General features: G+C 59.9%; 18 protein-coding genes. 10 read left to right on the top strand and 8 right to left on the bottom strand.

Annotated features, from left to right (window positions below; all coding sequences use genetic code 11):
- Positions 1 to 2: 2 nt before the first annotated feature.
- Positions 3 to 395 carry a 30S ribosomal protein S9 gene (gene rpsI / locus TU75_RS04540; protein ID WP_003216038.1) on the bottom strand — a complete coding sequence of 131 codons (393 nt, stop codon included), beginning with the start codon at positions 393 to 395 and terminating at the stop codon, positions 3 to 5.
- 14 nt (positions 396 to 409) lie between these two features.
- Complete coding sequence (gene rplM / locus TU75_RS04535) at positions 410 to 838, bottom strand: 50S ribosomal protein L13 (RefSeq protein ID WP_003171742.1); 429 nt, start codon at positions 836 to 838, stop codon at positions 410 to 412.
- Between the two features lie 249 nt (positions 839 to 1,087).
- Between rplM and TU75_RS04530 the strand changes: the two genes are divergently transcribed.
- The gene (locus tag TU75_RS04530; protein ID WP_004372264.1) at positions 1,088 to 2,128 is read left to right on the top strand and encodes an NADP(H)-dependent aldo-keto reductase; all 1,041 of its coding nucleotides are present in this window, start codon (positions 1,088 to 1,090) and stop codon (positions 2,126 to 2,128) included.
- A gap of 252 nt (positions 2,129 to 2,380) precedes the next feature.
- Positions 2,381 to 3,301: a GlxA family transcriptional regulator gene (locus TU75_RS04525; RefSeq protein ID WP_169895159.1), complete on the top strand. Its 921-nt coding sequence runs from the start codon at positions 2,381 to 2,383 to the stop codon at positions 3,299 to 3,301.
- A 137-nt stretch (positions 3,302 to 3,438) separates the two neighbouring features.
- On the opposite strand, the gene zapE is transcribed toward TU75_RS04525, so the two are convergent.
- The 3 genes from zapE to TU75_RS04510 all read right to left on the bottom strand — a co-directional run bounded on the left by zapE (position 3,439) and on the right by TU75_RS04510 (position 6,622).
- Positions 3,439 to 4,533, bottom strand: a complete 1,095-nt coding sequence (zapE, locus tag TU75_RS04520) for a cell division protein ZapE (protein ID WP_004372268.1) — start codon at positions 4,531 to 4,533, stop codon at positions 3,439 to 3,441.
- A 79-nt stretch (positions 4,534 to 4,612) separates the two neighbouring features.
- Positions 4,613 to 5,968, bottom strand: coding sequence for a tryptophan--tRNA ligase (locus tag TU75_RS04515; protein ID WP_060548317.1), 1,356 nt, complete (start codon positions 5,966 to 5,968; stop codon positions 4,613 to 4,615).
- A 24-nt stretch (positions 5,969 to 5,992) separates the two neighbouring features.
- Positions 5,993 to 6,622: an alpha/beta hydrolase gene (locus TU75_RS04510; RefSeq protein ID WP_060548316.1), complete on the bottom strand. Its 630-nt coding sequence runs from the start codon at positions 6,620 to 6,622 to the stop codon at positions 5,993 to 5,995.
- A gap of 147 nt (positions 6,623 to 6,769) precedes the next feature.
- On the opposite strand from TU75_RS04510, the gene TU75_RS04505 reads away from it, so the two are divergent.
- Positions 6,770 to 7,207, top strand: coding sequence for a Z-ring associated ZapG family protein (locus TU75_RS04505; protein ID WP_004372274.1), 438 nt, complete (start codon positions 6,770 to 6,772; stop codon positions 7,205 to 7,207).
- Positions 7,208 to 7,392: 185 nt separating this feature from the next.
- Here TU75_RS04505 and TU75_RS04500 read toward each other — a convergent pair whose 3' ends face one another.
- The 3 genes from TU75_RS04500 to TU75_RS04490 all read right to left on the bottom strand — a co-directional run bounded on the left by TU75_RS04500 (position 7,393) and on the right by TU75_RS04490 (position 11,031).
- Positions 7,393 to 9,117 (bottom strand): ABC transporter ATP-binding protein/permease, encoded by a 1,725-nt coding sequence (locus TU75_RS04500; protein WP_060548315.1) that lies wholly within the window; start codon positions 9,115 to 9,117, stop codon positions 7,393 to 7,395.
- Between the two features lie 98 nt (positions 9,118 to 9,215).
- Positions 9,216 to 9,776, bottom strand: a complete 561-nt coding sequence (locus TU75_RS04495; RefSeq protein WP_004372278.1) for a response regulator transcription factor — start codon at positions 9,774 to 9,776, stop codon at positions 9,216 to 9,218.
- On the bottom strand, positions 9,769 to 11,031 hold the full coding sequence (locus TU75_RS04490; protein WP_060548314.1) for an ATP-binding protein: 1,263 nt from the start codon (positions 11,029 to 11,031) through the stop codon (positions 9,769 to 9,771). The genes TU75_RS04495 and TU75_RS04490 overlap by 8 nt, the downstream gene beginning before the upstream one ends.
- A 248-nt stretch (positions 11,032 to 11,279) precedes the next feature.
- Here TU75_RS04490 and TU75_RS04485 point away from each other — a divergent pair, with 248 nt between their 5' ends.
- The 7 genes from TU75_RS04485 (at position 11,280) to TU75_RS04455 (ending at position 21,811) form a co-directional block, all read left to right on the top strand.
- On the top strand, positions 11,280 to 11,993 hold the full coding sequence (locus TU75_RS04485; protein WP_015371160.1) for an SIMPL domain-containing protein: 714 nt from the start codon (positions 11,280 to 11,282) through the stop codon (positions 11,991 to 11,993).
- Positions 11,994 to 12,084: 91 nt separating this feature from the next.
- Complete coding sequence (locus TU75_RS04480; RefSeq protein WP_060548313.1) at positions 12,085 to 13,686, top strand: ABC transporter substrate-binding protein; 1,602 nt, start codon at positions 12,085 to 12,087, stop codon at positions 13,684 to 13,686.
- A 258-nt stretch (positions 13,687 to 13,944) separates the two neighbouring features.
- Positions 13,945 to 15,573: an ABC transporter substrate-binding protein gene (locus TU75_RS04475; RefSeq protein WP_004372286.1), complete on the top strand. Its 1,629-nt coding sequence runs from the start codon at positions 13,945 to 13,947 to the stop codon at positions 15,571 to 15,573.
- A gap of 305 nt (positions 15,574 to 15,878) precedes the next feature.
- Positions 15,879 to 17,483 (top strand): ABC transporter substrate-binding protein, encoded by a 1,605-nt coding sequence (locus TU75_RS04470; protein WP_060548312.1) that lies wholly within the window; start codon positions 15,879 to 15,881, stop codon positions 17,481 to 17,483.
- Positions 17,484 to 17,654: 171 nt separating this feature from the next.
- On the top strand, positions 17,655 to 19,049 hold the full coding sequence (locus TU75_RS04465; RefSeq protein ID WP_004372289.1) for an OprD family porin: 1,395 nt from the start codon (positions 17,655 to 17,657) through the stop codon (positions 19,047 to 19,049).
- A gap of 79 nt (positions 19,050 to 19,128) precedes the next feature.
- A complete protein-coding gene (locus TU75_RS04460) occupies positions 19,129 to 20,724 on the top strand; it encodes an ABC transporter substrate-binding protein (protein ID WP_004372291.1) in 1,596 nt (531 codons plus the stop codon).
- Between the two features lie 76 nt (positions 20,725 to 20,800).
- The gene (locus TU75_RS04455; RefSeq protein ID WP_003171721.1) at positions 20,801 to 21,811 is read left to right on the top strand and encodes an ABC transporter permease subunit; all 1,011 of its coding nucleotides are present in this window, start codon (positions 20,801 to 20,803) and stop codon (positions 21,809 to 21,811) included.
- Positions 21,812 to 21,819 lie beyond the last annotated feature (8 nt).

Below are 21,819 nucleotides of genomic sequence, written 5' to 3'. Positions count from 1 at the left end.
AATTAACGCTTCGAGTACTGCGGACGCTTACGCGCTTTACGCAGACCGACTTTCTTACGTTCAACTTCACGGGCATCGCGAGTCACGAAGCCAGCTTTGCGCAGAGCGCCACGCAGGGTTTCGTCGTACTGCATCAGAGCGCGAGTGATACCGTGGCGGATTGCGCCAGCCTGACCACTTACACCGCCACCGATAACGGTGACGTAGATGTCGAACTTTTCAACGGTCTCGGTCAGTTCCAGCGGCTGACGAACTACCATGCGGGCAGTTTCGCGACCGAAGAAGTTTTCCAGAGTGCGGTTGTTGATCGAGATGTTACCAGTGCCCGGACGCAGGAAAACGCGTGCGGTTGCGGTTTTGCGACGGCCAGTGCCGTAATTTTGAGTCGCCGACATAATGAACTATTCCGTTAAAACTTCAGTTCTTGGGGCTGCTGAGCAGCATGAGGGTGTACAGCGCCCGCATAGACTTTCAGCTTGCGAAACATATCGCGACCCAGTGGGCCCTTCGGCAGCATGCCTTTGACCGCGATTTCGATCGGGGCTTCAGGCTTCTTGGAGATCAGGCCTTCAAAGTTGGAAGACTTGATACCGCCTGGGAAACCGGAGTGACGGTAGTACATTTTGTCTTGCGCTTTGTTGCCGGTAACACGTACCTGCTCAGCGTTGATGATCACGATGTAGTCACCGGTATCAACGTGAGGGGTGTACTCAGGCTTGTGCTTGCCACGCAGACGGCTGGCGACTTCAGTGGCCAGACGACCCAGGGTCTGACCAGCGGCGTCGACGACAAACCAGTCGCGCTGAACTGTTTCCGGTTTTGCAGTAAAAGTTGTCATTCTTTAATAGCCTCAGGGGCCGCCCTGTAAATTAGACGGCGGATCTTACTGAATAGTGCGTACTTTGACAAGTCAAAGGCAGCCGGATACAGACGCTATCGGGGGCTCGGGTCGGCGCGTCCGTTCAACGGCAAGATTCTTCGGCAGACGGCGCATCACTTCCACTGCAGAAAGAGGTGGGCAATTATGCAGATTGCGAAAAAAAATTCAACCTGCTTTTATGATTGTTTTCCCTGCAAGGAGTACCCGATGGATTATCGACAGCTGGGCCGTACGGATCTGAACGTGAGCGCGATAGCCCTGGGCACCATGACCTGGGGTGAACAGAACAGCGAGGCAGAGGCTTTCGCCCAGATTGAACGGGCCAAGGCAGCCGGAATCAATTTCCTCGATACCGCCGAAATGTACCCCGTGCCGCCCAAGGCCGACACCTATGCCACCACCGAGCGGTATATCGGCAACTACTTCAAAAGCCGCGGCGACCGTGCCGACTGGATCCTGGCCAGCAAGATCGCCGGCCCCGGCAACGGCATCGACTATATCCGTGACCGCAACCTCAAACACAACCGCACCCACATCGTGCAGGCGCTGGACGCCAGCCTCAAGCGCCTGCAAACCGACTGGATCGACCTCTACCAACTGCACTGGCCGGAGCGCAACACCAACTTCTTCGGCAAGCTGAGCTACCAGCACGAGGATCAGCCAGACATCACCCCACTGGAGGAAACCCTCGAAGCGCTGGACGAGCAGGTCAAGGCTGGCAAGATCCGCCACATCGGCCTGTCCAATGAAACGCCATGGGGCACCATGAAATTCCTGGCCCTGGCCGAAGCCCGTGGCTGGCCGCGTGCGGTGTCGATCCAGAACCCCTACAACCTGCTCAACCGCAGCTTTGAAGTGGGCCTGGCGGAAGTGGCGATTCGCGAACAGTGCGGCCTGCTGGCCTACTCGCCGCTGGCGTTCGGCATGCTCAGCGGCAAATACGAAAACGGCGCCCGCCCGGCCAAGGCGCGGCTGACGGAATACAGCCGCTTCAGCCGCTACTTCAACCCGCAGTCGGAAGCGGCCTGCAGCCGCTATGTGGCGCTGGCGCGGGAGCATGGCCTGGACCCGGCGCAGATGGCCCTGGCGTTCGTCACGCAGCAGCCGTTCGTGACCAGCAATATCATTGGCGCCACAAGCCTGGCGCAACTGGACAGCAACATTGCCAGTGCCGAGCTGAAGTTGTCCAGGGACGTGCTGGACGGCATCGAGGCGATTCAGAAGGAGCATCCCAACCCTGCACCTTGATGGGTGTGTAAACCGCTATCGGCAGCAGGCGCCCTCCCACACTTGATCGGTAAACACCGTTGAATGTAAGTGGGTGCTCGCTCCCGACAGCGTCACAGGGGGCTGGACACGGCTGGCGAAAAATAAGACGATCCAGCCGTCTGGTGACCACTTTCCCCTATAAGAATAAATGAAATCATGTCCAACCAAGCCTCCACGCTGTTGCGGCGCGTCAGCATCCTGGCCATCGACCGGGTGTTCGCGTCCACGCTCATGCAAGCCAAGGATTTTTTTCACCTCGCCAGCCTGCGCTACGGCAAACAGCAGGGCCTGGGCCTGAACCCGGGCTTCGAAACCCGCCTGGTCAGCCCCGACGGCCAACCGGTGCGCAGCTTCAGCGACGTGATCATGCCGGTTGACGGCGGCCTGGAAGACGCCGACATCATCGTGTTACCGGCCTTCTGGGACGACTTCGAAACCCTGTGCACCCGCTACCCGCAAGTGCTGCCATGGCTGCGCGAGCAACATGCCCGTGGCGCCGTACTGTGCGGCGAAGCCACCGGGGTGTTCTGGCTGGCCGAAGCCGGCCTGCTTGATGGCAAGGAGGCCACTACTTACTGGCGCTTTTTCACGGCCTTCAGCGAGCGCTTTCCCCAGGTTCACCTCAATCAGGACAAGCACCTGACCGACGCCGATAACCTGTACTGCGCCGGCGGCACCACCTCGGCCTGCGACCTCTACATCTACCTGATCGAACGCTTCTGCGGCGCCAACATCGCCCAGGCCGTGGCCCGTGACATCCTCTATGAGGTGCAGCGCAGTTACTCGCCGGGACGCATCGGCTTCGGCGGACAAAAGCTGCACCAGGACGTCATCATCCTGCAGATCCAGCACTGGCTCGAAGAGCATTTCGCCGACAAGTTTCGCTTCGAAGACGTGGCCCGCGAGCACGGCATGAGCATTCGCAACTTCATGCGCCGCTTCCAGACCGCCACCGGCGACAAGCCGCTGCACTACCTGCAACGCCTGCGTATCGAGACGGCCAAGGGCCTGCTCTCGGGCAGCCGCAAGAGCATCAAGACCATCAGCTATGAGGTGGGTTATGACGATGCGAGTTTCTTCGCGCGGTTGTTCAGGCAGCACACCGAACTGTCACCGAACCAGTACCGCCAGCAATTCCAGCAAGCCGCATAAACCAAGCAAACACAAACCCATGTGGGAGCTGGCTTGCCTGCGATAGCGGTGTATCAACTAGCAGATTAGTTGCTGACACACCGCTATCGCGGGCAAGCCCGGCTCCCACACTGAACCTCCATTGCTCTGCAGATTGCTTACGGCTTGTGCCCGCGCGACAGGAACTCGTGGGACTGCATCTCCAGCAACCGGCTCAACGTGCGCTGGAACTCGAAGTTCAGGCGACCGCCGGTGTAGAGGTCCTTGAGCTCGACTTCCGCCGAGATGATCAGCTTGACGTTACGGTCGTAGAACTCATCGACCATGTTGATGAACCGCCGCGCGATATCGTCGGTGGTCACACTCATCTGCTCCACGCCGCTGAGGATCACCGCATGGAAGATCTTGCCCAGTTCGATGTAGTCGTTCTGGCTGCGCGGGCCGTCGCACAGCTGGCGGAACTCGAACCAGGCCACGTCGTCGCAGGTACGCAAGGCGATGATTTCGCGGTTCTCGATCATCAGCTTGTCGTTTTCCACCGCCTGGGTGCATTCCGGCGTCAGAGCGCGGAAGCTTTTTTTCAGGCTTTCGTGGGCCGCCTCGTTCAACGGAAAGTGGAACAGCTCCGCCTGCTCGAGATGACGCAGGCGGTAGTCGACGCCGCTGTCGACGTTGACGATCTCGGTATTCTGCTTGATCAACGCGATGGCCGGCAGGAAGCGCGCACGCTGCAGGCCATCCTTGTACAAGCCGTCGGGCACGATGTTCGAGGTGGCGACCAGGGTCACGCCGTTCTTGAACAGCTCTTCCATCAAGGTGCCGAGAATCATCGCGTCGGTGATGTCGGAGACAAAGAACTCATCGAAGCAGATCACCCTGGCCTCGTCGGAAAAGCGCTTGGCGATGATGGTCAGCGGGTTTTTCTCACCCGGCAGGGTTTTCATCTCTTCGTGCACGCGCTTCATGAAGCGGTGAAAGTGCGTGCGCACCTTTTCCTTGAACGGCAGCGCTTCGAAGAAGGTGTCCACCAGGTAGGTCTTGCCCCGGCCAACGCCGCCCCAGAAGTACAGGCCTTTGACCGGCGTCTGGTCTTTCTTGCCAAACAGCTTGCTGAACATACCGGGCTTGTTCTGCGAGGCCGCGACGAGGTCGTCGTACAGGCGCTGCAAATGACGCACGGCATTTTCCTGCGCCGCATCATGGAAGAATTCAGGGCGTTTCAGATCAGCTTGATATCGTTCTAGGGGCGTCATAATTTCGTTAGCAAGGCAACAAAAACGGGCCGTCACTGTAGCGGCGGCCCTGGGGAATGGCAATCAACCCTTGGTCGGGTTAATCCTCGGTTGGGGTCAACGCGACGCGCAAGGCGACGATGGCGGCATCGCGGCTCGCGTTATCGGCGAACTGAGCGCTGTCGGCGACTGCCGCGCCGTCCAGCCACACGCTGAAACCCAGAGCTTCAGGACGCACGTCCAGCATCACGCCACTTTGCAGCTGTTTGGTCACCGCACCCGCGGCTTTACCGTCGGCGAAGTTGCGCGACAGCAGCAGTTGCTCGCCATCGGCAGCCAACAAGCGGAAGCGGAAGCTGCCGTCGTCTTCACGGAAGCTCACGAAGCGCGCGGCTTTGGCGGCTTTCTTCTTGGCGCTGACGGGAGCAGCAGCCTGCTCGACGAATGAACGCAAGCCCACCGCCTCACGCAACTCGGCAAGGAACGGCGCCGCCACGGCGCGGGCCTTCCTGGCGCCGACCATCAGCAGGTCTTCCATGTCCGCCGGGCGCGACATCAACTGGTGATAGCGCTCGCGAGCTTCGCCGAGCTGGCCGTCGAGCAGGTTGAACAGGCGGCTCTTCGCCTCGCCCCAGCCCAGGCCTTGCAACAACTCAGCGCGGAACTCTTCTTCCTGGGCCTTGGTGGCGAACGCCTGGTAAAGCGTGAACAGGTGCGAATTGTCCGGGTCCTTGGCTTCGCCCGGGGCGCGGGAGTCGGTGACGATGCGCGAGATCGAGTCCTTCATGTCCTTGGCGCTGGTGAACAACGGGATGGTGTTGTCGTAGCTCTTGGACATCTTGCGACCATCCAGGCCCGGCAAGGTGGCGACGCTTTCTTCGATCAATGCTTCGGGCATGGTGAAAAACTCCTTGCCCTTGCCGAACAGGTGGTTGAAGCGCTGGCCGATATCCCGGGCCATTTCCACGTGCTGGATCTGGTCGCGACCGACCGGCACCTTGTGCGCGTTGAACATCAGGATGTCCGCCGCCATCAGCACCGGGTAGCTGTAAAGGCCCATGCTGATACCCGCGTCCGGGTCTTCGCCGGTTTCCACGTTCTTGTCCACCGACGCCTTGTAGGCATGCGCGCGGTTGAGCAGGCCCTTGGCCGCCACGCAGGTCAGCAGCCAGGTAAGCTCGGGAATTTCCGGAATGTCGGACTGGCGATAGAACGTCACCCGGTTCACATCCAGGCCACCGGCCAGCCAGGTCGCGGCGATTTCCATGCGCGAGCGCTGGATGCGCTGCGGGTCATCGCACTTGATCAGGGCGTGGTAGTCGGCCAGAAAGTAGAAGGAGTCGGCATTGGCGTCTTCGCTTGCCAGGATCGCCGGGCGAATCGCACCGGCGTAGTTGCCCAGGTGCGGCGTGCCGGTGGTGGTAATGCCGGTGAGGATACGGGTACGAGTCGTCATGGGTAATCGCTTGTCAGACTGCTGTCAATTCGAGAGGCGCGGCAACACCAGATCCTTCAGATCGGTGAGCTTGCCATGAAAAAAGTGCCCGCATTCTGCCACTTTCAGCAGCTCATGGGGGCGTTTCAAGGCGGCGGACCAGTCGTAGACGATTTGCGGGTCGACGACTTCGTCGGTTTCCGGCTGGATCACGGTCAGCGGGCAGCCCTGCGGCAGTACATCGGTATCGCGCATGCGCATCACCGCAGCGGCGACCATGAACAGATGCGCAAGTTGCTCGCCCTTTGCTTCCAGGCGACCGCCGAGGCTGGCGGCCACATAACCGCCGAAGGAAAACCCCAGCAGGGTGATCGGCAGGTCAGGGTGTTTTTCCCTCAGCCAAGTGGCGGCCGCTTCGGCATCGTCGACTTCACCGGTGGCCATGTCATGGGTGCCGGCACTGGCGCCGACGCCACGGTAATTAAAACGCAGCGTAATCAAACCGGCATCGCGCGCGGTGCGCTGCAGGGTCGAAACGACTTTATTAAGCATGGTCCCGCCCTGCACCGGGTTGGGATGGCAGATCAGCGCCAGGCCGCGTGGCTCGGGGTGATCCAGGTACAGGGCTTCCAATTGGCCCACCGGGCCATCGATCAAAACGGGGGTTTCACGCATGAGCAAGAGATGAACTCCGTGACCTCTCAAAGGGTCGACTCGTCTAGCTAAAAGTCTGTGCATGGCATCATTGCGAGCTTAATCGCGGTATACAGCGCAGGTCCGAGCCGTTAACGTAAAGCAAAGCCGTTTATAGAGGAAGGACTCGTGGAACACTCGCTCTTAGTTTGGTTGTTGCCGACTCTTGCCCTGGTTGCCGGTGTCGCCATTGGATTCCTGGTTGCTCGCCTGCTGCCGAATGCCGCGCCTAACCGCACGCAGCGTCAGCTGGATGACATTCAGGAACGTTTTGACAGTTATCAGAACGAGGTTGTTACCCACTTCAACAGCACCGCGACCCTGGTCAAGAAACTCACCCAGAGCTACCAGGATGTACAGGACCATCTCGCCGATGGCGCCAACCGCCTGGCCCTGGATGACATCACCCGCCAGCGCCTGCTGGCCGCGCTGCATTCCGATGCACCGCAAGCCCCCCGGGAGCGACTGACGCCACCTCGGGAAAACCAGGAGCCACCACGGGACTACGCGCCAAAAACGCCGAATGCCCCCGGCATGCTGGATGAGCATTACGGCTTGAAGAAGTAAGTCTTTTCAGGCACGACAAAAAGCCCGGCTGATCAATGATCAGCCGGGCTTTTTGTTTGAGCCTCACGTCTCGTCAAAATGTGGGAGGGGGCTTGCTCCCGATTGCAATGTTTCAGTCAGCTCACCGGTAACTGGCAGACCGCTATCGGGAGCAAGCCCCCTCCCACACTGACCGCATCCAATGCTCAGGAAACGGGCTGCTCCTGCAACCAGCCACCCTCGATCCGTACATGCCGTCCGTGGAAGCGCTTGAGGCTGCTGCGGTGACCGACGCTGACAATGCTCAGCCCCGGCAGCTCATCGATCAGGGCTTGGTACAAGCTGGCCTCATCCTCCTCGTCCATGGCCGAGGTCGCCTCGTCCATGTACAACCACTGCGGCGCGAACAACAAGGCGCGGGCAAAGGCCAGACGCTGCTGCTCGCCGGGCGAAAGCATGCGCTGCCAATGGTTGGCCTCGTCCAGGCGCGCCACCAGTTGCGGCAGGCGGCAGGTTTCCAGCACCTGTGCATAACGTTCGGCCGTGTAGGCGCTGTCGTCCTGTGGATAACTCAACACCGCTTTCAACGTGCCGATCGGCAGGTAGGGTTTTTGCGGCAGGAACAGATAACGCGCCGCCGGCAGGCGAATGCTGCCATGACCCGTTGGCCACAAGTGGCCCATCGCACGCAGCAGGGTGCTCTTGCCGCTGCCGGAGCGACCGCTGAGCATCAGGCGCTGGCCCGGTTCGACAATCATGTTCGCATCGGTAAGCAAGTGACGGCCATCGGCCAGGTTCATGCCCAGGCCCTGCACCATCAAGCGCTCGCCTTCGGCATTCACCTCGATGGAGGGCGGTCGTTGCTCGTTGTCGGTCATGGCTTGCTGGAAGCTCAACAAACGGTCACTGGTGGCGCGCCAGGCGGCGAGGTCAGTATAGGCACTGATAAACCAGCTGAAGTTGCCCTGCACGTTGCCGAACGCCGAGTTGATCTGCATCAGCTCGCCCAGCTCGATCTTGCCGGCAAAGTAACGCGGGGCCGCCACGATAAACGCGAACACGATCGCGATCTGCTCGTAACCGGCGGTAAAAAAGGTCAGGCGCTTGGACACTTTCATGATGTCCCAGTAGTTGTGCCACACCCGGCCGAAACGCGTCTTCAGCCGCTGATTCTCGTTGGGCTCGCCGTTGTACAGAGCGATGCTTTCGGCATTCTCGCGCACCCGCACCATGGAGAAACGCAGGTCGGCTTCGAAGCGTTGCTGCTGGTTGCTCAAGCCGATCAGACGACGCCCGATCAGATGGGTCAGCCAACTGCCGACGCCGGCATACACCAGTGCACACCAGAACATGTAACCCGGGATGGTGATGCCAAATACCTCGATACTGCCCGACACACCCCACAGGATCACGGAAAACGACACCAGGCTGACGACGTTGCGCAGCAGCCCAAGGCCCAGGCCCAGGGTGTTGGAGGTGAAACTGTTGAGGTCTTCGGAAATCCGCTGGTCGGGGTTGTCGGTGTAACCGCCCTGCTCCAGCTGGTAGTAGTTCTTGTGGGCGAGCCAGCGCGCGAAGTGTTTTTCGGTCAGCCAGGCGCGCCAGCGGATGGTCAGCATCTGCGTCAGGTAAAGGCGGTAGACCGCGCCGAGAATGGCCACCGTCGCGATCCCGCAAAAATAGCCGATCAGTTGCCAGAATGCGGCGGTGTCCTTCTTCTCCAGCGCGTTGTAGAAATCCTTGTACCAGTGGTTGATCCACACGGAGATCGCCACGCTGAACAGTGACAGCGCAATCACTGCGGCCAGCAGCAGCCACGCCCTGCCCTTCTCCTCACTGCGCCAGTACGGTGTGATCATCGCCCAGGTTCGACGGAAGAATTGCCCATGCACGGCGTCATTGACCGCGGAATACTCTGCGTTCTGGTTCATCGTTCAGGCTCTGTAGGAAAAATGGCAGGCGTTTGAACCGATCATAAGGGATCGGTTCAGGGCTCCGTGCGGCCTGAGACGGGTCGTTCAGCTTAGGTTCAGCGGCGCACCGGACGCTTTTGCAGCTTGCGTTGCAAGGTGCGGCGGTGCATGCCGAGGGCGCGGGCGGTGGCCGAGATATTGCCTTCGTGCTCGGTCAGCACGCGCTGGATGTGTTCCCACTGCAGGCGGTCCACCGACATCGGGTTTTCCGGCACCAGGGTGTCGAGGTCGGCGTGCTCGGAGAGCAGCGCCGCCAGCACGTCGTCGGCGTCCGCCGGCTTGCACAGGTAGTTGCAGGCGCCGCGCTTGATGGCCTCGACGGCGGTGGCGATGCTCGAGTATCCGGTAAGGATCACCACGCGCATTTCCGGGTCGAGTTCCAGCAGCTTGGGCAGCAGCACCAGGCCCGAGTCGCCGTCCATTTTCAGGTCGAGCGCGGCGTAGTCCGGCAGGTCGGCTTGGGCGATGCTCAAGCCTTCTTCGGCGGAGCCTGCGGTGCTCACGCGAAAGCCGCGACGGCTCATGGCGCGCGCCATCACCCGGGTAAAGGTGGCGTCGTCATCTACCAGCAACAGATGCGGCAGCTCTTCGCCTTCGACTTGGATCTCGTCACTCATCGCTATCTCCTCGTGCGGCACGGGGCAGGCGCAGCTCGGTGAGCGTGCCACCTTCCTCATGACTGTAGAGTTTCACTGAGCCGCCCGCGCGGGTCACGCTGGCCTTGCTCAAAAAAAGGCCCAGGCCGAAGCCTTTGCCCTTGGTGGTAAAGAAGGGCTTGCCGATCTGCTCGGCAATGGCCAGTGGCACGCCGGCGCCGTGGTCACGGATGCTGAGGGTGACGTGTTCGGCGTCCCAGTCCAGCTGCACGCCAAGACCTTCAGGGCAGGCGTCGGCGGCATTGTTCAACAGGTTGAGCAATGCCTGGGTCAGGTCAGGCGGTGGCGCCATGCGCGGCACGCTGCCCTGGCCCAGCAGGGTAAAGCGGTAACTGGCTTCGGGACGCATCAGGTGCCAGCGATTCAGGGCTTCGTCGATCCATTGGGTCACGTCCTGCATCTCCACCGCCAGGCGGCGATTGGCTTCGGCGGCGCGCACCAGTTGCTGCAGGGTCAACTTGCACTGCTTGACCTGTTCCTGAAGCACGCTGAGGTCATCCTGCAGCGTCGGGTCGTGATGGTCCTGGGTCATTTCCTTGAGCAATACGCTCATGGTGGCCAATGGCGTGCCGAGTTCGTGGGCCGCACCGGCGGCCTGGGTGGCGACGGCCAGCAGTTGCTGGTCGCGCAGGCCCTCTTCGCGGCGAATGGCGCGCAGTTCCTCCTGGCGGCGCAGCTCTTCGGCCATGCGTGCGGCAAAAAAGGTGATGACCGCCGCCGACAGCGCAAAGCTCAACCACATCCCGTAGATCTGCAGGTTTTCACGCGCGATGGGGAAAGTTTGCAGCGGATAGAACTGGGCCAGCAGCAGGGTGTAGAGGGTCAGCGCGATCCCCGACAGCACCACCGAATAGCGCCATGGCAAGGTCACCGCGGCGATGGTCAGCGGCACCAGATAAAAGGAGACGAACGGGTTGGTGGAACCGCCAGAGAAATAAAGCAACACACTGTGGATAAACAGGTCACAGGCCAACTGCAGCGCATATTCCAACTCGGTAACCGGCCAGGTGGTACGCAACCGGATCACGGTGAACACGCACAACACCGTGGAAAACCCCAGCGTCACGCCCAGCGGCAGCCAGGGCAGCGGTAGCAGATCGAACCAGTAGGCGAGCCCGACGGAGCCGGCCTGTGCGGCCAGTACCAGGGTGCGGATAAACGTCAGGCGCCAGAGGTTCTGGCGGGTGGCGGAAGTCAGTTTTACGGCGGCGAGCATGGGCTCTCCCGATGAGCGCTGCAGGCGGATCGGCAGGAGTATAAACGAAGCAGCGTCTCGGGCACCGGATGTGTGGCTCTTTGCCGCAGCCGGCACTGCCGCTACGAGCCGCACATTGAAAGCTGCAAGTTCGCCACGCATTCACTTGCAGCTTGTGGCTTGAAACTTTTTTTTCTAATTCGTAAACCCGAAGAACCCGACACCAACGTCTACAGTCATACCCAACACCACTGTCCCAAGGAGCTTCCATGTCTCGTTTCACTCGCAGCGCCGCCCTGCTCACCCTCGGCGCTAGCACTCTGGTCAGCCTGCCGGCGCTGGCCGCCGAGGAGCTGCATTACAACCAGATCTCCCTGCGCGCTGAAGTCAGCCAGGAAGTCGCCCGCGACAAGATGATCGTCACCCTCTATACCGAATCGCAGAACAGCGACCCGGCCAAGCTCGCCGCCGAAATCACCAACACCATGAACACCGCGCTCGGCCAGGCCCGCGAAGTCAAGGCCGTGACCCTGCGCCAGGGCAGCCGCAACAGCTACCCGATCTACGACAACAAGAACCAGAAGATCACCGGCTGGCGCGAACGCGCCGAACTGCGCCTGGAAAGCGCGGACTTCCCGGCGCTGTCCAAGCTCACCGGCGAGCTGCTCAACACCCTGAAAATGCAGAACATGGACTTCGCCATCGCCGACACCACGCGCAAGGCCAGCGAAGACGCGTTGCTCAAGGACGCGGTGGCCGCCTTCAAGGCCCGTGCACAACTGGCGACGGACGCACTGGGCGGCAAGGGTTACAAGATCGTCAACCTGAACTTCAACAGCAATGGCTACCCGATGCCCTATGCCCGTGGCGCGATGATGATGAAATCGGCGATGGTCGATTCAGCGCCGACGCCCGAGGTGGAGGCTGGCACCAGCCAGGTCAATATGAGCGCCGATGGCGTGATCGAAGTGCAGATGCAGTAACCCCTACCTGACACACCTAAACGGCGGTAACCTCGGTGACCGCCGTTTTCGTTTGGGCAGCGTTTATATGCCTGCCATCTAAGGGGTCTACATGGAAAGAATCGCCATCAAACCACTGCTCCTCGCTGCAGGCCTGCTGGCATTCATGCCGATGGCCCAGGCGGCTACCACCCTGGTTTACTGCTCCGAAGCCAGCCCCGCCGGTTTTGATCCCAGCCAGTACACCAGCGGCACCGACTTCGATGCCTCGGCCGAAACCGTGTTCAACCGCCTGACCCAGTTCAAGCGCGGCGGCACCGAAGTTGAACCTGGCCTTTCAACCAGCTGGGATATTTCCAAAGACGGCCTGGCGTACACCTTCCATCTGCGCGATGGCGTCAAGTTCCACACCACCGACTTCTTCACCCCCACCCGCGACTTCAATGCGGACGACGTGCTGTTCACCTTCAATCGCCTGCTCGATGCCGAGAGTCCGTTTCGCAAGGCCTACCCGTCCGAGTCGCCCTACTTCACCGACATGGGCTTGAACACCACGATCAAAAGCGTCGAAAAGCTCGACGACCACACCGTGCGTTTCAACCTCAACAACGTCGACGCCTCGTTCGTGCAGAACCTGGCCATGAGCTTCGCCTCTGTCCAGTCCGCCGAATACGCCGCGCAGTTGCTCAAGCAAGGTAAGGCCGAAGACATCAACCAGAAGCCGGTCGGCACCGGTCCGTTTGTGTTCAAGCGTTACCAGAAGGATTCGCAGATCCGCTATGTGGCCAATAAACAGTATTGGAAGCCCGAGGATGTGAAGCTCGACAACCTGGTGTTCGCAATCACCCCGGATGCGGCCTCGCGCCTGCAAAAACTCAAGGCCGGTGAATGCCAGGTCAGCGGTTATCCGCGCCCGCAGGACATTGAAGTGATCAAGCAGGACCCTAACCTGCGCGTGCAGCAGCAGGCGGGGTTCAACCTGGGCTTCCTCGCCTACAACGTGACCCACCCACCGCTGGATCAGCTCAAGGTGCGCCAGGCGCTGGACATGGCCATCGACAAGCCGGCGATCATCAAGGCTGTTTACCAGGGCGCCGGACAATTGGCGCAGAACGCCCTGCCTCCGGCGCAGTGGTCCTATGACTCGACGATCAAGGACGCGCCCTACGATCCGACCAAGGCCAAGGCGCTACTCAAAGAAGCAGGTATCGCCCCCGGCACCACGATCAACCTGTGGGCGATGACCGTTCAGCGCGCCTCCAACCCGAACGCGCGCATGTCGGCGCAGATGATCCAGCAGGACTGGGCCAAGGTCGGCATCAAGGCCAATATCGTCAGCTATGAGTGGGGCGAATACATCAAACGCGCCAAGAACGGCGAACACGACGCCATGATCTACGGCTGGACCGGCGACAACGGAGACCCGGATAACTGGCTGGGTGTGCTCTACAGTTGTGCCGCGGTCAAGGGCAGCAACTACGCCAAATGGTGTAACCCGGCCTACGACAAGCTGGTACAGCAGGCCAAGGTCAGCAATGACCGCGAGCAGCGCATCAAGTGGTATCAGCAGGCACAGAAAATCCTTAAGGAACAAGTGCCTATAACGCCTATTGCAAACTCGACGGTTTTCCAGCCACTGCGCAAGGAAGTGCAGGACTTCAAGATCAGCCCGTTTGGGCTGACACCGTTCTACGGCGTGAGTCTGGAGAAGTAACACAAGCGCCCCAACCGAGTGCGCCAGACGCCTCGGCCGGGCGTTTCTGGTGCGCCTTATGCACCGAAAAAACGCTCTAAATATATGCATTTATGTCAAAACTTTCATAAATGCGACATTCCTGTACGTTCGTACCACACTTTGAGCCTTGCAGCGGTTCAGCGTCTTGCAATGGGTATGGCGCCTGCATAAGTATCCGCAGGCCGACTCACGAGGTCGCCCTCACCACCAAAAATGACAACAAATCATGAGGCCAACATGCTCAAACACGCAGTCCTTCCGTTATTAGTGAGCGCGGGCCTAATGGCCGCCGCCCCTGCAGCCCTTGCGGCAACTAACCTGGTGTTCTGCTCCGAAGGGAGCCCGGCCGGTTTCGATCCAGGCCAGTACACCACCGGAACAGACTTCGATGCCTCGGCCGAAACCATGTTCAACCGTCTGAGCCAGTTCGAACGTGGCGGCACCGCCGTGGTACCCGGCCTGGCCACCAGCTGGGACGTGTCCCCGGATGGCCTGACGTACACCTTCCACCTGCGCGAAGGCGTCAAGTTCCACACCACCCCGTACTTCAAGCCGACTCGTGAATTCTCGGCAGACGACGTACTGTTCACGTTCAACCGGATGATCAATAAAGACGATCCATTCCGTAAGGCCTACCCCACCGAGTTCCCGTACTTCACGGACATGGGGATGGACACCAACATCAAGAACATCGAGAAAGTCGATGACCACACCGTCAAGTTCACCCTTGGCACCGTGGACGCGGCTTTCATCCAGAACCTGGCCATGAGCTTCGCCTCGATCCAGTCCGCCGAATATGCCGCTCAGCTGTTGAAGGAAGGCAAGCCTGCCGACATCAACCAGAAGCCTATCGGTACCGGCCCGTTCGTGTTCAAGAGCTACCAGAAAGACTCGAACATTCGCTACACCGGCAACAAGGACTACTGGAAACCTGAAGACGTGAAGATCGACAACCTGATCTTCGCCATCACCACCGACCCGTCGGTGCGTATCCAGAAGCTCAAGAAAAACGAATGCCAGATCACCCTGTTCCCACGTCCGGCCGACCTCAAGGCGCTGGGCGAAGACAAGGACCTGAAACTGCCGCACCAGGCCGGTTTCAACCTGGGCTACATCGCCTACAACGTCATGCCGGTACTCAAGGGCCAGACCGCAGCCAACCCGCTGTCCGACCTGCGCGTACGTGAAGCACTGGACATGTCGGTGAACAAGCAGCAGATCATCGACTCCGTTTACCAGGGCGCTGGCCAACTGGCCGTCAACGCCATGCCGCCGACCCAGTGGTCCTACGACACCACCATCAAAGATGCCAAGTTCGACCCTGCCAAAGCCAAGGAATTGCTCAAGGAAGCCGGCGTCAAGGAAGGCACCGAGATCACCCTGTGGGCCATGCCGGTACAGCGTCCATACAACCCCAACGCCAAGCTGATGGCCGAGATGCTGCAGAACGACTGGAAACAGATCGGCCTGAAGGTCAACATCGTCAGCTATGAGTGGGGCGAGTACATCAAGCGCTCCAAAGGCGGCGAGAACCAGGCCATGATCATTGGCTGGAGCGGCGACAATGGTGACCCGGACAACTGGCTGAACGTGCTGTTCGGCTGCGACTCCCTGGCCGGCAACAACTTCTCCAAGTGGTGTGACAAGAAATTCGACGGCATCGTGAAAGAAGCCAAGGCTACCTCGGATGTCGCCAAACGCACCGAGCTGTACAAGCAGGCGCAACATATCCTCAAAGATGCAGTACCGATGACACCCATCGCGCACTCGACGGTGTATCAACCCATGCGCAACACCGTGCAGGACTTCAAGATCAGCCCGTTTGGCTTGAACTCCTTCTACGGCGTCAGCGTAAGCGGCAAGTAAACATCACTGACGGCGACGTTTCATAACGTCGCCGTTATTGTTTCCGCCCGGACCGTAGGGAAAAGACTACATACGCATCCACTGCGTCCTACAGCAGCGGACTGCGATATGTGCATCCACTGCCTACATGGTCCATCCGATTTTGCGCATTTACTGCGAAGTCCGCGAACCATAACGTCGCAGGACAGCACAGAGGCTGCGTTCGGAAAGGCACTTGCTGTGTGTGGGATCAGTAATGTCACCCTGGCAGGACACCAGGGTGATTGCTTGCTGATCGATAACTACAAACAAGGATTGGGATCGTCATGCGCCATACCACCGTTCTATCCGCGATTTTCGGCACCAGCCTGCTGGCTGCGGCCACGCTGGGCCAGGCCGCCGACAAGAAGAGCCTGGTGTTCTGCTCCGAAGGCAGCCCGGCAGGCTTCGACACCGCGCAATACACCACGGCCACCGACAACGACGCGGCCGAGCCGCTGTACAACCGCCTGGTCGAGTTTGAAAAGGGTGAGACCAATGTGGTGCCTGGCCTGGCGACCAAGTGGGACATTTCCGAAGACGGCCTGACCTACACTTTTCACCTGCGCGAAGGGGTGAAATTCCACAGCAACAAGGAATTCAAGCCGACGCGGGATTTCAATGCCGACGACGTGTTGTTCACCTTCAACCGCATGCTTGACGCCGAGCATCCGTTCCGCAAGGCCTACCCCACCGAGTTTCCCTACTTCAACGGGATGAGCCTGAACAAGAACATCGCCAAGGTCGAGAAAACCGGCCCGTACACCGTGGTCATGACCCTGAATACGGTCGATGCCGCGTTCGTGCAGAACATCGCCATGAGCTTCGCCTCCATCCTCTCGGCCGAATACGCCGAGCAGCTGCTCAAGGAAGGCAAGCCCAGCGACATCAACCAGAAGCCGATCGGCACCGGCCCGTTCGTGTTCCAGCGCTACCAGAAGGATTCGCAGATCCGTTATGTAGCCAACAAGCAGTATTGGGACCCAAGCCGGGTCAAGCTCGACCAATTGATCTTCGCCATCAACACCGATGCGTCGGTGCGTGTGCAAAAGCTCAAGGCCGGCGAATGCCAGGTCACCCTGCACCCGCGCCCGGCCGACGTCGACGCGCTCAAGGCCGACCCGAACCTGCAATTGCTGACCAAACCTGGCTTCAACCTGGGCTACATCGCCTACAACGTGCGCCACAAACCGTTCGACCAGCTCGAAGTGCGCCAGGCGCTGGACATGGCGGTGAACAAGCAGAGCATCCTCAACGCCGTGTACCAGGGCGCGGGGCAACTGGCGGTCAACGCCATGCCGCCCACGCAGTGGTCCTACGACGACAGCATCAAGGACGCTGCCTACAATCCTGAAAAAGCCCGGGAACTGCTCAAGGCCGCCGGCGTGAAGGAAGGCACCGAAATCACCCTGTGGGCCATGCCGGTGCAACGTCCCTACAACCCCAACGCCAAGCTGATGGCTGAAATGCTGCAGAACGATTGGGCCAAGATCGGCCTGAAAGTGAAGATCGTCAGCTACGAATGGGGGGAATACATCAAGCGCACCAAGAACGGTGAGCACGATGTGAGCCTGATCGGCTGGACCGGTGACAATGGTGATCCGGACAACTGGCTGGGCACGCTCTACAGCTGCGACGCCATCGGCGGGAACAACTACTCCATGTGGTGCGACCCGGCCTACGACAAGCTGATCAAGCAAGCCAAGGTCGTCACCGACCGCGAACGACGCACCGTTTTGTACAAACAGGCGCAGATATTGCTTAAAAGCCAGGTGCCGATCACGCCAGTCGCCCACTCGACGGTCAATCAGCCGTTAAGCACCAAAGTCGAAGGTTTCAAAGTGAGCCCCTTCGGCCGCAACGTGTTCTCGGGCGTCAGTATCAACCCATAAGAAACTAACCGGATTGCAGAGAGCGAATCGGGCTCTCGCGCAGACGTGCGGCTTTTTGTAGCGAAATTTCCTACAGCAAACGTTTGCAACAGCTTGAACGAGTTACACACCCAATAGCCGGTTCACCTAAAAAGACCGGCATAAAAAAAGAGAACCAAAGGAGCTCCACCCATGAAACTGAGCAACAAAGCGCTTCTGGCCCTGGCCATCAGCAGCATCACGGCAACCGCCTTCGCCGACACGCAAAGCCAGGACTTCGTTCCTACCACACTGGCAGGCACCAGCGCCCAAAGCGAAGCCAAGGGTTTTGTCGACGGCGCAAGCCTGGGCGGTACCACCCGTAACTGGTTCTCCAACGAACAACGGTTTCGTGGCGGCAAGTTCACTTACCAGAAGCACGGTGAAGCACGCACTGACGCCTACCGTACCAACTGGGTACAAGGCACCATCCTCAACCTGAGCTCGGGCTTTACTCAGGGCACCGTGGGCGTAGCTACCGAAGTGGCGGCCTACAACGCAATCGTGCTGGACCGCAGCAAACGTGACATCAAGGGTGGCTCCAACCGTACCCTGGCCGACTCCGACGGCGACGCAGTCGACCAGTGGAGCAAACTGGGCCTGGCCAACGTCAAGTTCCGTGTCTCGAACACCACCTTGACCGCCGGCCGTCAAAACTTCAGCAGCGGCATCGTCGACACCATCGGCAACCGTGCGCTGCCGTCGAGCTTTGAAGGTTTTTCCCTCAACAGCGAAGAGTTCAGCAACCTGTCGTTCCAGGGCGCTTACTTCGACCGCGTATCGCCACGTACCGAGCAGAGCCTGTCGAAATTCCGTACCGAATACGGCAACGGCCAGGAAGCCGACCACGTCTACACCGCAGGCGTGAACTACCAGCCGTTCAAGAGCCTGAAAACCAGCTTCTTCGGCGCTCAGGTCAAAGACTTCTGGAACCAGTACTACTTCGGCGCTACCCATGAACTGGGTGACAGCCAGCAACTGAGCCTGACCACCGGCCTGAACTACTACAAGACCGTCGACGAAGGCAAAAAGTTGATGGGCAAGATCGACAACGATACTTACTCGCTGTCGCTCGGCCTGACTCACCAGGCTCACAGCCTGACCTTCTCGTACCAGCAAGTGAACGGTAACGAGTACTTCGACTACCTGCACGAAACCAACGGCATCTACCTGGCCAACTCCTTGACCTCTGACTTCAACGGTCCGAACGAGAAGTCCTTCCAGGTTGCCTATGGCATCAACATGGCCGAATACGGCGTGCCAGGCCTGAAGTTCAACATCTACTCGGCTCGTGGCTGGGGCATCGACGGCACCCACTACACCGGCGACGGTGGCGTGAAAGGCTTCGCTTACAACGGCATCCAGTCCCAGAACGGCGAGCACCACCAGGAATACGGCGTTGGCAGCTCCTACGCCATCCAGAGTGGCCCTCTGAAAGCCACCACCCTTCGCGCTACCTACGTGACTCACCGCGCCAGCGAAAACCAGTCTGACGGTAACCTGCGTGAATTCCGCCTGGTCACCACCATCCCGTTCAACATCCTTTAATTAGCACCAGGTATACGGCGGGCTCCCAGGAGCCCGCCGTATACGTTTGTCTGGTCCCATCGATTGCAGAGGGCTCTGAATGAAAATGCTCCCGCTACAAGCCGCCATTGCTGCTGCGCTGTTGAGCGTTGCGATCGGCGTTTCGGCCAAACCGCTGGTGGTCTGCACCGAAGCCAGCCCGGAAGGTTTTGACCCGGTGCTGTACACCACCGCCGTCACCGCCGACGCCGCGGCCGAAACCATGTTCAACCGCCTGGTGGACTTCAAGCCCGGCACTACCGAGATCGTGCCCGCGCTCGCCACCTCCTGGGAAATCAGTGAGGACGGTCTGACCTACACGTTCCATCTGCGTGACGACGTCAAGTTCCACACCACCGACTACTTCAAACCCACGCGCAACATGAATGCCGATGACGTGCTTTGGAGCTTCCAGCGCCAGCTGGACCCGAAACACCCGTGGCACAACAAGTCCAACGTGGGCTACCCGTACTTTGAAAGCATGGGCTTCAAGGATCTGCTCAAGAGCGTAGAGAAGACCGACGACCACACCGTGGTCTTCACGCTGACGCGCCCTGAAGCACCGTTCCTGGCCGATGTTGCGATGCCGTTCACCGCCATCCACTCCGCCGAATACGCCGACAAGCTGCTCGCTGCCGGCAAGACCGACGAGCTCAACAGTAAGCCGATCGGCACCGGACCGTTCATCTTCACCCGCTACCAGAAAGACGCCCAAGTGCGCTTCAAGGCCAACCCGGAGTATTTCCGTGGCAAGCCTCCAGCCGACCCGTTGATCCTGGCCATTGCGGTCGACAACAACGTGCGCCTGCAAAAGCTCAAGGCCAACGAGTGCCAGATCGCGCTGTATCCCAAGCCCGATGACCTGCCCAGTATCAAGAACGACCCGAACCTGAAGGTCGCTGAACTGGCGGCAATGACCACCGCCTACACCGCCCTGAACACCACCCACAAGTACATGAGCGACGCACGGGTGCGCCACGCGATCAACATTGCGTTCGACAAAAAGGGCTACAACGAATCGCTGTATGGCAAAGGCAACGCCGTCGACGCCACCGGCCCTTACCCGCCGACGCTGCTGGGCTTCAGCGACAAGCTGAAAAACCCGCCTCGCGACCTCGACAAGGCCCGTGCCCTGCTCAAGGAAGCGGGCGTGCCGGAAGGCACCGAGTTCACCCTGTTCACCCGTAACGGCGGCGGCCCGACCAACCCCAACCCGATGCTCGGCGCCCAGCGCATGCAGGCGGATCTGGCGCAGATTGGCCTGAAGCTGAATATCAAAGTTATGGAATGGGGCGAAATGCTCAAGCGTGCTAAAAACGGCGAGCACGACATGGTTTCCGCCGGCTGGGCCGGTGACAACGGTGACCCGGATAACTTCCTCACGCCCAACTTGAGTTGCGATGCAGCCAAAAACGGCGAAAACTACGCCCGCTGGTGTAACAAAGAGTTTCAGGACTTGATCGACAAGGCGCGCGCAATCTCTGAACCCGCCCAGCGCGCCGCACTCTATGAACAGGCCATGGACGTTTTCGACAAGGATCAACCCTGGATTCCCATGGCCTACCCGAAAATGTTCACCGCCATGCGTAAAAACGTCGAGGGTTATATCCAAAGCCCTCTGACCACAAATAACTTCGCCACCACCCAGGTGAAGTAAATAAGAGAAACGCTCGGCACCGTCGACATTGACGGTGCCGAACCTGCCTAACCGGCTGATTGAGGTAAACGACAAGATGTTTAGTTTTATTGCCCGCCGACTGGGGTTACTGATCCCCACGTTCTTCGGCATCACGTTGCTGACGTTTGCGTTGATTCGCATGATCCCCGGCGACCCCGTAGAAGTCATGATGGGCGAACGCCGCGTCGACCCCGAGATGCACGCACAGGCAATGGAGCGCCTTGGCCTTAACAAGCCCCTGTATGCGCAATACCTGGACTATGTCGGCAAGCTCGCCCAGGGCGACCTTGGCGAATCGCTGCGCACGCGCACCAGCGTGTGGACCGAGTTCACCGCTCTCTTTCCCGCGACCCTGGAACTGTCCATGGCCGCCCTGTTGTTCGCCGGCATCCTGGGCCTTCTGGCCGGGGTGATCGCGGCACTCAAGCGAGGATCCCTGTTCGACCACGGGGTGATGGGCATCTCCCTGGCGGGATATTCGATGCCAATCTTCTGGTGGGGCCTGATCCTGATCATGTTCTTCTCGGTAAGCCTGGGCTGGACTCCGGTGTCCGGGCGTATCGACCTGCTCTACGACATCGAGCCGCGCACCGGTTTCATGCTGATCGACACGCTGCTGGCTGACGAGCCGGACGCGTTCTGGGATGCGCTGCACCACCTGATCCTGCCCGCCATCGTGCTGGGTACCATTCCGCTGGCGGTGATCGCGCGGATGACCCGTTCGTCCATGCTCGAAGTGCTGCGTGAGGACTACATCCGTACCGCCAAGGCCAAGGGCCTGTCGCCGGCGCGCGTGGTGTTCGTCCACGGCCTGCGCAACGCGCTGATCCCGGTGCTCACCGTGGTTGGCCTGCAAGTCGGCACGCTGCTGGCCGGTGCGGTCCTGACCGAAACCATCTTCTCGTGGCCCGGCATCGGCAAATGGCTGATCGAAGCCATTGGCGCGCGGGACTACCCGGTGGTGCAAAACGGCATCCTGCTGATCGCCTGCCTGGTGATCCTGGTGAACTTCGTGGTGGATATCCTCTACGGCTTCGCCAACCCACGCATCCGTCACCAGCGCTGAGATCATGA

Origin of the sequence: Pseudomonas poae (assembly GCF_001439785.1) — a bacterium.
In the GTDB taxonomy this organism is placed as follows: Bacteria; Pseudomonadota; Gammaproteobacteria; order Pseudomonadales; family Pseudomonadaceae; genus Aquipseudomonas; species Aquipseudomonas poae.
Note: the sequence above shows the minus strand (reverse complement) of the source record. Positions and strands in the feature narration are given on the sequence as shown.